Here is a 12952-nt window from a genome sequence, read left to right on the forward strand (position 1 = left end):
GTCTTTATACCTCCGGGGCATTGTTTGTGTGGCCGGTCCGTGTCCCCCGTTTGGGCGTGACCGTTATTTACGCGTGCTGGAATCGAACAGCTGATAATACTGGTAGCCTTTATATTGCGACAGCAGGCTTTCCTGATCCTCCGCGTTGGTAAAGGTGCCGTCCTGAAGATCCACATGGTTTGCGGATATGACGGGAACCTCCTGGGAGAAAGCGGCAAGATAGCTGAAGTACGCAGGCATGGGAAGACCCGCAGCTTCCAGAGTTTTTGTGCCGAGGTAGTTGGCGCTGGTTTCCACATCCTGTTCCTCATCGATTTCATAGTTGGCCCAGATAAGGAAGGGCACCTTGTAACGGCGCGATACCTCTTCCTCCGTCAGGGTGGAATTACGCTTGCCGTTAAGCTTCCAGACCGGTTCCACCACGGAATTGGTCGGCTGGTGATCTCCGAAAAAGACAATGATAGTTTCCTCGTCCTGTCCTTCAAAATAGGCGATGAGATCCTGCAGTGCTTCATCGGAGAGCTTCATCAGGGACAGGTAATTATTGAGGGCAGCGGATTCGGTCCCCTCCACCTTGATATCCGGCTGGAAATTGGCAAAGCTTTCCGTATAAGAGGAATGGTTCTGCATCGTCACGTTGAATAAAAAGAGCGGCTGTCCCTCTTCTTTCTGCTCATAGCTTTCTATGATCTTATCATAGTCCGATTTATCGCTGACATAATCCCTCACAAGGATCGGGTTTTTGTAGTCCGGAAGAAAATAGGCTTCCTGGAAGCCCAGGAAAGGATAGACCTTATCCCTGTCCCAGCCGGTGGCTTTATACGGATGCATGGCTACCGTTTTATAACCGAGGGAAGCCAGATGGGAAGCCATGGACGGCGTTTCCCCGGTGATATACTGCTGATAGGGAATGCTGCCCGCCGGAAGAAAGGCCATGGTATTTCCGGTGAGATATTCAAACTCCGTATTTGCAGTATTTCCGCCGAGGACCGAAACATTCAGCCAGCCGGATATGGTATTATCCGCACCGTCCATCAGGCTGTGCGTGAAGGGCATGTAGTCCTCATTTGTCTGAAAGTCCGCCAGCACAGACGGGTCGGAAAACGCTTCGTTCATGATTACAATAATATTGGGTGTTTTTTCCGGCGTTTCCTCCGGCGCGGCGTAGGCCTCAAGTTCTTCCTTGGCCGTGTCCGCATTATAACCCGCGGGCTTGTCGACGGAAATATAGCGCAGCTCCATGACAAAAGCCAGGGCGGTGCCGTTTTTAAAGCTGATCGTGGTGGGAGTGAACAGCTTGTCATACAGACGGAGCTTCTGCTGTACGATTTCGTCGGAATGGAACATGGCGCCGAAGGCAATCAGCATACCGCAGATAACGGCGGCAGTGGGAATACGGAATTTCCAGGTGCCCTTTTTCAGCGTAAAGCGGCAGAAAAATTCCAGCAACAGAAGTACCAGGAAACCGATCACCACCAGCAGCGCCTGTTTATCCAGGGAATATTCGTAATTGTCCGCCACGCTAGCGGCAGTGCGGATGGAAAAAAGATCCCAGGGCTGGATGGGTACGGAACGGAAATTCAGCACAAAATAATTCACAAGCCCATACAGGAAGAAAAAAAGCGTCTCTGCCATAAGCGCCACATGCAGCCTGCCGATTGCGGCAAACAGCAGCAGGGCGATAAGTTCAAACATGATGATGTTCAAAACCTGGGGAGTTGCCTTCATGGTTTTCCAGGGATTATGGGTAAACCACTCCAGAAGATAAAAGGTTACAACCGGATACAGCAGCATCAGAAGAAGGTTCAGCCTGCTGTCCTTTATTTTTTTAAGAAATTTCATGTTACACCTCGTTGTCCTTTGCGCAGGACGTAAATTGATATATAATAAAAAGCACTTTCCCCCATATTCTTGTTACATTCTAGTCAGACCGGTGAAAACTGTCAAGAGAAGCGGGGAATAATTCATAAAATGGAAAGAAAATTATAAAAAAACAATCAAAAACAAACGGATATTTGTTCTGCATGTCTGCATACGGACTGCGGAACAGCCGGCAAAAGATTGGAGTGTGTATCATGCGGATGGATAAGGAGATACTAAGACGGACGCAGGCCCAGTTTCTGATGGACTGCGCGCTTTCCCCGGACTGTGCCGGAACGGGGCAGGGCTATTTGATCGGGAGGAAACCGGAAATGCCGGAACAGGATTTTATGACGGATATTTCCTACGGCTATCTGATGCGGGACTATATGGAGGCGTACCGGGAAAAGGCTTTCACCGGAAAGGACTACGGAATTGTTTCCCGGGCACGGGTATACCAGGGGATGGATTTATTTTTCCGGGCCATTTTATTTTGCGGGAAGGGTTACCTTCTGGCAGACGACGCCATATACGACTGGTGCTGCCGGGAGTACGGGGAGGGCGGGATCCGGCCGGAATGGTTCTGCCGGTTTTCCAATTTGCGCCGGCTGGATCAGCAGCTGGGGCGTTACCGGCGTCGTATTGCGGACACCCATATTTATTTCCTGCCGGGAGGGGAGGAGGAGGCTCCGCTCACCCCTTCGGTTGAGGTGCGCTGGTTTGAACAGGACGAGATCGCCGGCTGGAAGGAAGGAACGGCGTTCCGCCATGCGATCTGCGGTTCGGAGCTGATGCCGGATAAAATCGCCGCGGCAGCGGTACTGGACGGCAAAACCGTCGCGGTGGCGGGAGCCAGTGAGGACAGCCCGCTTTTGTGGCAGATAGGGATTGATGTGCTTCCCTCCTGCGAGGGGATGGGACTGGCTTCCGGTTTGGTTTCCCTTTTAAAAAAGGAAATCCTGCGGCGGGGAAAAATCCCTTTTTACGGAACCAGCGAATCCCACGGAGTATCCAGGAATGTGGCCGTCCGTGCCGGATTCCTTCCCGCCTGGGCGGAGGTATATGTACAGAAGTAACTATTAACAGAACAGGCGTAACCCTGTAGCTTTTTCACAACAGAGGAAGTGCGGCTTGGAGAATTAAGAAAATCTTTACTGTGCCGTCAGTCGTAAATATGATAAAATAAGGGTAACGCTTTGGACTGGTCTGTACAGTTGTGAAGCGTTGCAGACAGAGACAGCATAAAGGCAGGAGAACAGGTGAATGAAAGATAATAAACGAATCAGGGAGCTGGTGCCGATAGTTGCACTGCTTCTTTTTATCATTGCAGTCCTGGTTCTGTGCGTAGTGAGCGCCAGAGGGAAAAGGGCGGAACAGGAAACGTCGGCGGAAACGGCGGCGGAGAGCACGGAAACCCTCACGGAAGAAACCCAGGAGCCGGCCTCAGAGACCGGCGGGGAAAGCATGCATGCCGTGCCGGACAAGGAACCGGTGGAAGTACAGGAAACCATCGAGCTGGAGGCGGAAGAGCCTTTGGAAACATCCTCCGCACAGACGCCGGGAACGGTATCGGGTTCCGACAGTCCGGTTACGCCCCAGGTCAGCGGGAATGCTGCGGTTACGGTGGTGAAGAAAACAAACGCCCAGATGCTTGCGGAAATGATGGATTACTGGTCAAAGGGCAACGTGGAGGCGGTGGAGGATTTAAGCGGCCTGGCACATTACCGGGCCATGTCGGCTTCCCTGAAAAGCGCCTCATACTTCTATTATTATGGGGAAAGGAACGGCGCAGGACGCCCGGAGGGGACCGGCATAGCCGTCTATGGCGAGGATCAGTACTATTACGGGGAATGGAAGGACGGCTTCCGCAGCGGCCAGGGAATGTGGATTAAAATGTATTTCGGTGACGGAAAGGATGCCGGCACGGATCCGGTTTTTATCAGCCACAGCTACGACGGCGCATGGCTGAATAACCTGCCTAACGGGGAAGGCCATGAGCGTTACGATCTGGATGTGGGCAAAGCGGAGCCCGGCAGCCGTTATTTCCAGAATGTAATCGGAAATTTCAAAGACGGCCTTTATGACGGGGAAATGTATATCAACACCCTGAATTCGGATAAAAATGTCCAGGAATGGAAAGGGAAGGCAAAGGACGGTGTATTTGAAACCTTTGAGGGCAGAGATCTGGAGGGAAGGGTGCCCATCTGCCAGGATGTGCAGAACCCCGACAGCCATATGTGGATCCAGCCGCTGGAAAATAAGGATCAGGGGATAGAGGAAGTAAGGGAACAGATGAAAAAGTAACGGCCCGGTAATGCCGGGCCTGCAAATGATAAAAAAACAGGGGGTAAAACGTATGGCAAGATACCAATGCGGAATCTGCGGTTACATTTTTGATGAAGAGACGGAAGGAAAGCTGTTTTCCACGCTGGAAAGATGTCCGGTCTGCGGCCGGGAAACGGAAAACTTCCGTCCGGCGGAAGAGAACGGGGCGGAGAAAGAAAACGGGGCGGAGCCGGAGCGCGTTTCGCAGGAGGAACGCGTTCCGGATTTATCCTATCCGAAGGAATACCGGCGGCAGGATGGAAATGTGCGTTACATGGCACAAATCCATGAAATGGCGATGACGGGAAAACCTATTATCGAGGCGATGGGAACGCAGATGGCCATGCCGGGATGGGATGATATCCTCCTGCTGGGGGCACAGCTGAACCCGCCTCCGCTGGAGGAACATGCGCACGTGGACACCACTACGGTGATTGGCCCCAATGCCAAAAAGCCTCTGGTCCTGAGTCATCCGGTATACATATCCCACATGTCCTTTGGCGCCCTGTCCAAGGAAGCCAAGGTATCCCTGGCAAAAGGCAGCGCACTGGCCCATACCGCCATGTGCAGCGGGGAAGGCGGGATCCTTCCCGAGGAAAGGGAAGCGGCGGAAAAATATATTTTTGAATATGTGCCCAACCTGTACAGCGTGACCCCGGAGAACCTGCGCAGGGCCGACGCGGTGGAAATTAAAATCGGGCAGGGCACCAAACCGGGGATGGGCGGCCATCTGCCGGGCGGCAAGGTGACGCCGGAAATTGCGGCAATACGGAACAAACCTTTGGGAGAGGACGTGATCAGCCCTTCCAGATTTCCGGGAATAGATACCAGAGAGGATCTGAAAGCACTGGTGGATAAACTGCGGGCGGAATCCGACGGCCGGCCTGTCGGTATCAAGATTGCCGCCGGGCGGCTGGAACGGGATTTGGAATACTGTGTATTCGCAGGCCCGGATTTTATAACCATCGACGGAAGAGGCGGGGCGACGGGAGCCAGCCCCAGGCTGGTACGGGATTCTACCAGCGTTCCCACCGTATATGCCCTTTACCGGGCAAGAAAGTATCTGGACAGCGTAAAGTCGGACATTTCCCTGGTGATCACGGGCGGCCTGCGGGTATCCTCCGATTTTGCCAAAGCCCTTGCCATGGGAGCGGATGCCGTTGCGGTGGCTTCCGCGGCATTGATGGCGGCGGCCTGCCAGCAGTACCGGATCTGCGGCACCGGAAAATGCCCGGTCGGGATCGCCACCCAGGACGAAACGCTCCGGGCGCGGCTGAAAACGGATGCGGCGGCGGCCAGGGTTGCCAATTACCTGAACGGATCCCTGGAGGATCTGAAAACATTCGCCCGGATAACCGGCCATGCAAGGCTGCATGATCTGAACGTGAGTGATTTATGCACCATCAGCCGGGAAATTTCGGAATTTACCAATATCCCTCACGCATAACGCTCTGCTTCCCTGTGCGGCCTGCTGCCCGCACAGGGAAGCAGGGCCGGGGGACGCCAAATTTTTTTATCTGCACCCAAGCGGATTGTTTTACTTGCAACCTGCTGTTCTTTCTATTATACTTATACAGTTAGCTAGTTAAGTGATAGAAAGTGGTGTTATTTATGAGTGAAGAACAAAAGAACAAAGTAACTGAAGACGGGAAGGCGGTAAAGACGGCCGGGAACGGAGAGCACACGGAGCGGGAGATGACCAATAAAATGGGTACCATGCCCATGAATAAGCTTCTGCTGTCCATGGCGCTTCCTATGATGATCTCCATGCTCGTCCAGGCCCTGTACAATATTGTGGACAGTGTGTTCGTGTCCATGATCAATGAAGAGGCTCTGACAGCCGTTTCCCTTGCGTTTCCCATCCAGTCGCTGATGATCGCCCTGAGTGCGGGAACCGGCGTGGGTATCAATGCGGTGCTTTCCAGGAGCCTTGGGGAAAAGGATCAGGAAAACGCGAATAAGGCGGCGGAAAACGGCGTATTTCTTGCGCTTGTGTCCTATGCGGCCTTTCTGATTATCGGCCTTCTGATAGCCAGGCCCTTTTATTTAAGCCAGACGAGGGATGAGGCAATCGTTTCCTACGGGGTGACTTATCTGACCATCGTATGTATTTGCTCCGTGGGCATGTTTACCCAGATGACCTTTGAAAAGCTGCTGCAGTCTACGGGACGTACCATGTATACCATGGTTACCCAGTCCGTTGGGGCTGTTATCAATATTATTTTTGACCCCATTCTGATCTTCGGTCTATTCGGATTCCCAAAGATGGGAGTGGCAGGGGCTGCTGCGGCAACCGTGTTCGGACAGGCTGTGGCGGGTGCCCTTGCCATTGTGTTCAATGTGAAGGTCAATAAAGATATCCAGCTGGATTTTAAACGCTTCCGGCCGGATAAGCGGATGATCGGAAGGATATATGCCGTGGGCGTTCCTTCGATTATTATGCAGGCTATCGGATCGGTGATGACCTATGGCATGAATTTGATCCTGATTCAGTTTACTTCCACCGCAACGGCTGTTTTTGGTGTGTATTATAAAGTGCAGAGCTTTATTTTCATGCCGGTGTTCGGCCTGAATAACGGTATGGTGCCTATTGTGGCTTATAACTATGGGGCCGGGAGCAAAAAGCGGGTGAAGAAAGTTACTCATCTGAGTGTTATTTATGCGGTTGCTATTATGCTGGCCGGGCTTCTGGTATTCCAGTTCTTCCCGGACAAGCTGCTTGGCATGTTCAATGCCTCGGAACATATGCTGGCAATCGGTGTTCCGGCGCTGCGAATCATCAGCATCAGTTTTATATTCGCCGGATTCTGTATTGTAATGGGAAGTGTGTTCCAGGCGCTGGGCAACGGGGTCTACAGCCTGGCGGTTTCGGTAGCCAGACAGCTGATAGTGCTGCTTCCCGTGGCATATCTGCTTTCCCTTACCGGAAATGTGGATAATGTCTGGTGGGCGTTTCCTATTGCGGAGCTGATGTCCCTGAGCATGACGATTTTCTTCTACAGAAGGATTAACAGGAAGATCATCAGTAAAATCGGGGAACCGTTTCCGGCGGTGGAGGAATAGTGGTTTCATCCGGATTGTATGCATGAAGTATGCGGACAGGAGAAGGAATGGAAGAAAAGAATAAAATAACCGTCAGGGAAGGCGGCTGGGAGGATTACTGGATTCTGCGTGACGGCATCGGGGAAGAGCAGCATATCCATGCCATGAACCGGCCGGATATTTTTGCGGATCTGGAGGAAAGCCCCTTCAGCCCGGAAGATTTCAGGGAGCTTATGGAGGATAAGAACGGCTTCTTCCTGGTGGCCCTGGTGGATGGAAAAGAGGCGGGGATGTGCAATGTCAAGCTGAAAAAAGCGCCCGTCCATCCCGTCGTGGTACCCCGCAGATATGCCTACATAGATGACATCTGTATCTTGCCGGATTACCGCCATATGGGCGTGGGAAAGGCATTGTACGAAGCGTTGGCGGCACGTATCCGTCCTATGGGGATCACGAAGGTGGAATTGAAAGTATGGGCTTTTAATGAATCCGCCAGAGGTTTTTATGAGGCCATGGGCATGAAGCCGCAGAATATTATTATGGAAGGCAGAGTATGATTTCAGCCCTCTTCTTACATTTCCCTGCATAGGGGCAGCCACTGCAATCCTCACAGGTATAGTATTGTTCCTGCCTCCCGTATTGATTCCCTTTTACTGGTCTTCGGTAAGCAAAATGAAATTTCCTTCCGTTTGGAAGAACGCCTCCAGGCTTCATGCCTGAAAGCGTTCTTTTTTTGGGGACTTTTTTCACAGCCCGCTTTTATCTTGTTCCATATTTTTTCATAAAAACAGCGGCCGGCTTGCCGATGTGAAGAGTGAGCGATATAAAGAGTTTATGCAGTTAGTGATAGAAAGTAGGTGCATAAAATGATATAATTATTTAAAATGAAAGAGGGGATAATCATATGGTATATGGGTTTCATAGGACAAACACGAAAGACCAGCATTTAGGATACAAGATATGAAAGCAAGGGGAGAATGGGAAAAATATGGTCGTCCTTCCGTCATGTCCCTTGAAGGTTTTCGTAAAGAATTTCGAAAGGCAGAACGGGAATGGAACAAGTGAGGAGGATATGGAAGATGGCTTATGAAGATATAAAAAAAGCTTGGCAAGAGCGAAAAATTGAAAAAAAAGAAGATTATGAAACTGCTTTGGATAATTTCAAAATTATTTTTGCCTATAATTCAGGAGTTATTGAAAACCCGGAAATAACATACCATAATACGAGAGAAATATTCAAAAATGGTAAAGTAATTAACTTTACCGGTGATCTACGGACTATATATGAAATTGAAAATCAAAAAAAATGTTATGATTTTTTGATTCAGAAAATAGTAGCGCGTGAACCGATAACGCCGGAACTGATAAGAGAAATTCATAAAAAATTGACAGCAGGTACTTATGATCAGAATAGATGGGAAAAGGGAGAGCGTCCAGGAGAGTATAAAAAGCATGACTATGTTGTGGGCGATGGGCAAGGGGATATGCCTGAAGAAGTGCCTAATGATATGGTACAGTTATGTGAAGAAATAGCAGAAATTCCGGATAAAGGGGAGAACATTCTTAAAACTGCGGCATATCTACATTGTAAATTTGAAAATATTCATCCTTTTGCTGATGGAAATGGGCGTGTAGGCCGAACACTGATGAATTATTATTTAATGATCCATAATTATCCTCCGCTTGTAGTAGCTAATGAAACGAAGGATCTATATTATGGTGCATTAATGATCTATGATAAAACAGGAGATATAGGAGGATTTGTAAATTACATGAAAGGAGCTGCAGAACAGACATGGAGTCTTAAAAAGGCACCGCAGAAGTCTTTGTTTCAACAATTGGATATGTATCATGATTAATAGAAAAATATAACAATAAAAAAAACATAAAAATGTAGTATAACTATCGTAAACAGGTAGACAAAATAATCATTTTGTCTACCTGTTCTAACATTATTTAACAGAATATGCAATATTTAGTTGTAATGGTTCCTGTTTCCCCTGGGGGAACGGTATGCATAGTAACGTCTTACTCTTCAATAGCAGCTTTTCTGCTGTTTACTTCCCGGAAGAAGTTTATGTCCATTTTCGGGGTCCTGTCATAATAATATACGCCGTTTTGTTCCTGCTCCACATCGGTGAGCTGGGTATAGCAGAAACCGAACATGCGGGGATTATCCAGGAGAGCATCGGTAAGCCCTTTATACCGTTCCTTGTATTCCTCTTCCGTTTTGGGGCCGTTGCCGTAACCCCAGGCTTTATCGTCCGTGCTGTCCGGGGCCCATTTAATGCCGCCGTATTCACTGACAAACATAGCCTGGCCTTCTCTGTAAGTCTGCTTGTCGGCAAAGCGGTCATAGAAAATGCCTGTTCCGTCCTTCAGAGGCTGGTAGGTTTCCGCAAATTTTGCCGGATCCTGTTCATAGTCGTGCACATCGAAAATATCCGTAACCACATGGAAATTGCCGCTGGTGTCGATGCAGGGGCGGGTGGTGTCATACTGTTTGGTGATCTGCCAGGTAAGAGCCAGCAAGCCGTCCACCTGCTTTCTTCCTTCATAATCCCAGGTCTCGTTAAACGGACACCAGCCCACGATAGAAGGATGGTTGAAATCCCTCTCTATGGATTGGATCCATTCCGGAATAAAAGCTTCATAGCCGGTATAGGAGCTATAGTCAAAACCCCAGTTGGCCATTTCACCCCAGGCCAGATAACCAAGACGGTCACAGTGATAGAGGAAACGAGGCTCAAATACCTTCTGGTGAAGCCGCGCGCCGTTGAAGCCGGCTGCCATGGAAAGACGGATGTCGTTTTCCAGCGCTTCATCCGAAGGGGCGGTATAAATGCCGTCAGGGTAGAAACCCTGATCCAGGATCAGGCGCTGGAAAACGGATTTGCCGTTAATCAGGAAACGGTATCCGTCCAGCTTCACCTCACGCAGCCCGAAATAGCTGGCCACGGTATCTTCACAGAAAGAGAGGGTGAGGTCATAAAGCCGGCCGGCCCCTGCCTCCCAAAGATGGATTTGTGTCAGCGGGATGGTGACCATGACATTGCCGGATATCGTTTCCGCCGAAGCGTTTCCGCATTCGGTTCCGTCATAGGACGCGGAGGCGGAGAAAGTGCCCTCTCCTTCCACAACAGCCTTGATGGTAACGGTCCCGTCCGCTACATTGGGATAGTACTGGACGCTGCGGATATGGGAAACGGGGGTGAACTCCATCCATACCGTCTGCCAGATGCCGGTGGTGCGGGTATAGGAACAGTCATGGGAATAATACCGGTCGCTCTGCTTGCCGATAGGCTGCATAGGACTTCTGGTATCGTCTTTGGCATAAACCACAAGATGGTTTTCCCCTTCCTTCAGGAGAGCGGAAATCTCAAACGCAAAGGATACATAGCCGCCCTTATGGCTTCCGGCTTCCGTACCGTTAACAAATACCAGACATTCGTAGTCCACGGCACCGAAATGCAGATAAACCTTTCCGGTCAGCTGCTTGGCAGTAACCGTAACGGTACGGTGATACCATACCGCCGGGATAAAATCCGTATAGCCGATTCCGCTCAGCGGGCTTTCCGGACAGAAGGGTACCAGAATCTTATCCGGGAATTCCGTTTTCTTTCCATAGCCTCTCTCCAGGCCGCTGCAGTTAAAATCGAATGCAAAATCCCATGTTCCGTTCAGGTTCATCCAGTTTTCTCTTATAAATTGCGGAAAGGGATGCTCCGCTCTGGGCATTGTTTCCATAAATTCCTCCATTCTGCCGGATAACCGGTGCTCTTGTATTTCTTGTAGTATACCGCTATAATATACCTTGATAAATGGATTATACGCGCAAAAGAGTGAGGAAAACAAGCATTATGGAACACATTATCACCTTCCTGCCCGGACAGCTGCCGGGAGAGTCGGTTTTCGGGATTGAAATGACAGGAATTACCTATCCCGACAGCCATTACCATATTGTCAGGGATAATTCCCCCATCTACTGTCTGGAATATGTGATGGAAGGGACCGGGACGGTCCGGATCGGGGAAGAGGTATACCGCCCGGAGAAAGGAGACGTATATCTCCTGGCAGCGGGGAAAAACCAGGACTACCAGGCAGATACAGGACATCCCTGGCAGAAAATATGGATGAATGTTAGAGGGACGCTGTGTGATACGCTGGTGGACGGCTATGGGCTGCGGGATGTGGTGCTGTTCAAAAACTGCGGCATCTATCCCCTTTTCCGGGAATTTCTCCAGCTGTGTGAGAAAAAAGAAGGAAGCGGGACGGAGCTGGCAAAGCAAACCTCCCTCCTGTTCCATGAAATCCTGCTGAACCTGGCGGCCCATGAAGCGGCCGGCGGCCGCCGGGAGAAGCCGATGCCGGAAACCGCTGTCCAGATCAGAAAATATGTGGATGAGCATATCTACGAAAAGCTGACAATCCGGCAGCTTTCGGAAGCCGCCAGCCTGTCTCCCTCCCAGCTCACCCGCATTTTCCGGCGTACCTACGGACAGACGCCCTATGATTATATCCTGACACGCAAGGTGGATACGGCCTGTCTGCTTCTCTGCAATACCGGCCTTACGGTAAAGGAAATCGCTTACCGGCTTCAGTTTTCGGATGAACATTATTTTTCCAACCTGTTCCGGCAGCGGACGGGGAGCCCGCCGGGAAAATATAAGGAAGGGCGGCAGTCGGCTTCGTTCCCGGCTTCCGGCTAAGCCTTTCCTGTATGCCGCCGCTCCGCCGCCTCCTTTGTGCGCCGGCAGGGGATCAGGATCCGGGTGAGATAATCCTCCATCCGGCAGACGGACAGATCATTCATGCCCTGTTCATAGGCATAGCCGGTGAGGGTGAGGCTGTTTTCCCGGGCAAAGGCGAGAATACGGCGGTAGGTACCGGGAAGGCGGGACCAGTCCCCCCGGCAGTAGGCGCGCAAATAAGCGGAGGCCGGCTTCCGGTGCGGCCGGCAATCGTCTTCGGCGGGGATTGGGATATTTTCTTCGGAAGAAACGGGCATTTTCATGAAAAAGCAGGAGTAGGAATCAAAGTCTCCGGACAGGATGCAGGAAACGGGAAGCATACTGCCAAGGCCGTGGTTAAACAGCCTGTGGGAATGGTTCCGGCCGGCCCGGCGCATCAGGGCGATAAAGCTTTCCTCTTCCGGGAGCAGATGCAGGGAAGGGCTTACAAGGAGTGTTTCTTCCGGGCAGGTGACGAGCGTAATTTCTTCGGTATCCCCGGACTGTTCCGTCAGCAGAAACTCTTCTTTTTCCAGAAGAAGCTGACGGATGCTTTCCAGGGTACGGATGGAAGCATCTGTTTCTTCTTTCTTTTCCCGGATGAAAGCAAGGCAGGAGGCGGAAGAGCGGTTCCGAAGAAAAGCCCGTATATCCTCCACGGACATGGAAAGCTCCCGCAGAGCCAGGATGATTTCCAGTTCGGTACTCTGCCTTATGGAATACATCCGGTAATGATTTTCTTTTTTGACGGCAGGGGAAAAGAGGCCGATATTATCATAATAGTGGAGCGTACGGCGGTTGATGCCGTGGAGATCGGCGAATTCCCTTATGGTAAATAATGTTTTATCTTTATCCATACGATTCCTCCATGTTACTGTTCAAAACCACAGGAAGGGGCACAAGGGGCTGTGAACAGTAATCATAAATGGGTTTGAGAAAAATGGTAAAATTTCAAAGTGAATTCGTGATATCTACCAAACATTGATTTTATAGCA

Annotated in this window: 10 protein-coding genes and 1 pseudogene; 7 read left to right on the top strand and 4 right to left on the bottom strand. The window is 50.5% G+C overall.

Annotated elements, in window-relative coordinates; genetic code table 11:
* Nucleotides 1-63 precede the first annotated feature (63 nt).
* A complete protein-coding gene (locus DXA36_RS16500) occupies nucleotides 64-1842 on the bottom strand; it encodes an LTA synthase family protein (RefSeq protein ID WP_118680584.1) in 1779 nt (592 codons plus the stop codon).
* A 233-nt stretch (nucleotides 1843-2075) separates the two neighbouring features.
* Here DXA36_RS16500 and DXA36_RS16505 point away from each other — a divergent pair, with 233 nt between their 5' ends.
* The 5 genes from DXA36_RS16505 to DXA36_RS16525 all read left to right on the top strand — a co-directional run bounded on the left by DXA36_RS16505 (nucleotide 2076) and on the right by DXA36_RS16525 (nucleotide 7784).
* Nucleotides 2076-2936, top strand: coding sequence for a GNAT family N-acetyltransferase (locus DXA36_RS16505; protein ID WP_147366609.1), 861 nt, complete (start codon nucleotides 2076-2078; stop codon nucleotides 2934-2936).
* Between the two features lie 187 nt (nucleotides 2937-3123).
* A complete protein-coding gene (locus DXA36_RS16510) occupies nucleotides 3124-4164 on the top strand; it encodes a hypothetical protein (protein ID WP_207666363.1) in 1041 nt (346 codons plus the stop codon).
* A gap of 52 nt (nucleotides 4165-4216) precedes the next feature.
* A complete protein-coding gene (locus tag DXA36_RS16515) occupies nucleotides 4217-5632 on the top strand; it encodes a glutamate synthase-related protein (protein ID WP_118680600.1) in 1416 nt (471 codons plus the stop codon).
* A 248-nt stretch (nucleotides 5633-5880) separates the two neighbouring features.
* Entirely contained in the window at nucleotides 5881-7248 is a 1368-nt protein-coding gene (locus tag DXA36_RS16520) for an MATE family efflux transporter (RefSeq protein ID WP_182479115.1), read from the top strand.
* A gap of 47 nt (nucleotides 7249-7295) precedes the next feature.
* Nucleotides 7296-7784 carry a GNAT family N-acetyltransferase gene (locus DXA36_RS16525; protein WP_182479111.1) on the top strand — a complete coding sequence of 163 codons (489 nt, stop codon included), beginning with the start codon at nucleotides 7296-7298 and terminating at the stop codon, nucleotides 7782-7784.
* A gap of 10 nt (nucleotides 7785-7794) precedes the next feature.
* Here the strand turns inward: DXA36_RS16525 and DXA36_RS34260 are convergent.
* Nucleotides 7795-7920 (bottom strand): annotated as a pseudogene (locus DXA36_RS34260) (transposase); the annotation flags it as partial.
* A 386-nt stretch (nucleotides 7921-8306) separates the two neighbouring features.
* Between DXA36_RS34260 and DXA36_RS16535 the strand changes: the two are divergent.
* On the top strand, nucleotides 8307-9086 hold the full coding sequence (locus DXA36_RS16535; protein ID WP_118680588.1) for a Fic family protein: 780 nt from the start codon (nucleotides 8307-8309) through the stop codon (nucleotides 9084-9086).
* A gap of 169 nt (nucleotides 9087-9255) precedes the next feature.
* Here the strand turns inward: DXA36_RS16535 and DXA36_RS16540 are convergent, their stop codons facing one another.
* Nucleotides 9256-10974 carry a glycoside hydrolase family 2 protein gene (locus DXA36_RS16540; RefSeq protein ID WP_182479112.1) on the bottom strand — a complete coding sequence of 573 codons (1719 nt, stop codon included), beginning with the start codon at nucleotides 10972-10974 and terminating at the stop codon, nucleotides 9256-9258.
* 113 nt (nucleotides 10975-11087) lie between these two features.
* Here DXA36_RS16540 and DXA36_RS16545 point away from each other — a divergent pair, with 113 nt between their 5' ends.
* Entirely contained in the window at nucleotides 11088-11936 is an 849-nt protein-coding gene (locus DXA36_RS16545; protein WP_182479113.1) for an AraC family transcriptional regulator, read from the top strand.
* On the opposite strand, the gene DXA36_RS16550 is transcribed toward DXA36_RS16545, so the two are convergent.
* On the bottom strand, nucleotides 11933-12814 hold the full coding sequence (locus tag DXA36_RS16550; RefSeq protein WP_118680591.1) for a MerR family transcriptional regulator: 882 nt from the start codon (nucleotides 12812-12814) through the stop codon (nucleotides 11933-11935). The genes DXA36_RS16545 and DXA36_RS16550 overlap by 4 nt on opposite strands.
* Nucleotides 12815-12952 lie beyond the last annotated feature (138 nt).

The sequence above is a fragment of the Eisenbergiella sp. OF01-20 genome (assembly GCF_003478085.1).
Classification (GTDB): Bacteria; Bacillota; Clostridia; order Lachnospirales; family Lachnospiraceae; genus Eisenbergiella.

Coding starts and splice junctions, on each gene's coding strand:
- DXA36_RS16505 (WP_147366609.1), top strand. CDS start 2,076: ATGCGGATGGATAAGGAGATACTAAGACGGACGCAGGCCCAGTTTCTG.
- DXA36_RS16515 (WP_118680600.1), top strand. CDS start 4,217: ATGGCAAGATACCAATGCGGAATCTGCGGTTACATTTTTGATGAAGAG.
- DXA36_RS16540 (WP_182479112.1), bottom strand. CDS start 10,974: ATGGAAACAATGCCCAGAGCGGAGCATCCCTTTCCGCAATTTATAAGA.
- DXA36_RS16525 (WP_182479111.1), top strand. CDS start 7,296: ATGGAAGAAAAGAATAAAATAACCGTCAGGGAAGGCGGCTGGGAGGAT.
- DXA36_RS16545 (WP_182479113.1), top strand. CDS start 11,088: ATGGAACACATTATCACCTTCCTGCCCGGACAGCTGCCGGGAGAGTCG.
- DXA36_RS16550 (WP_118680591.1), bottom strand. CDS start 12,814: ATGGATAAAGATAAAACATTATTTACCATAAGGGAATTCGCCGATCTC.
- DXA36_RS16500 (WP_118680584.1), bottom strand. CDS start 1,842: ATGAAATTTCTTAAAAAAATAAAGGACAGCAGGCTGAACCTTCTTCTG.
- DXA36_RS16535 (WP_118680588.1), top strand. CDS start 8,307: ATGGCTTATGAAGATATAAAAAAAGCTTGGCAAGAGCGAAAAATTGAA.
- DXA36_RS16520 (WP_182479115.1), top strand. CDS start 5,881: ATGACCAATAAAATGGGTACCATGCCCATGAATAAGCTTCTGCTGTCC.
- DXA36_RS16510 (WP_207666363.1), top strand. CDS start 3,124: ATGAAAGATAATAAACGAATCAGGGAGCTGGTGCCGATAGTTGCACTG.